The sequence below is a fragment of the Vibrio sp. 10N.261.55.F4 genome (assembly GCF_041470465.1).
In the GTDB taxonomy this organism is placed as follows: domain Bacteria; phylum Pseudomonadota; class Gammaproteobacteria; order Enterobacterales; family Vibrionaceae; genus Vibrio; species Vibrio crassostreae_C.
On the sequence record NZ_JBFRMM010000057.1, the window covers coordinates 1 to 224 of the forward strand.

The window sequence follows — 224 nt, forward strand, 5'->3', positions numbered from 1 at the left end:
CCTGACGCTATAAGCGTCCTTAAGGGTTGTTCAAGACTAGAACGTTGATAGGCAGGGTGTGTAAGTGCTGCGAGGCATTGAGCTAACCTGTACTAATTGCCCGTGAGGCTTAACCATACAACACCCAAGGGGTTTTGTGGACTCAAAGAAAGACCAGACCTTGAATGAGTTTGAAGAGACTTTTAAATCAGTTTTCCGAATTTTAAAATTTGCTTGGCGACCAT

Annotated in this window: 1 rRNA gene; it reads left to right on the forward strand. The window is 43.8% G+C overall.

Annotated features, from left to right (window positions below):
* Window positions 1–117: ribosomal RNA gene (locus AB4249_RS21645) — 23S ribosomal RNA — on the forward strand; the annotation flags it as partial.
* Window positions 118–224 lie beyond the last annotated feature (107 nt).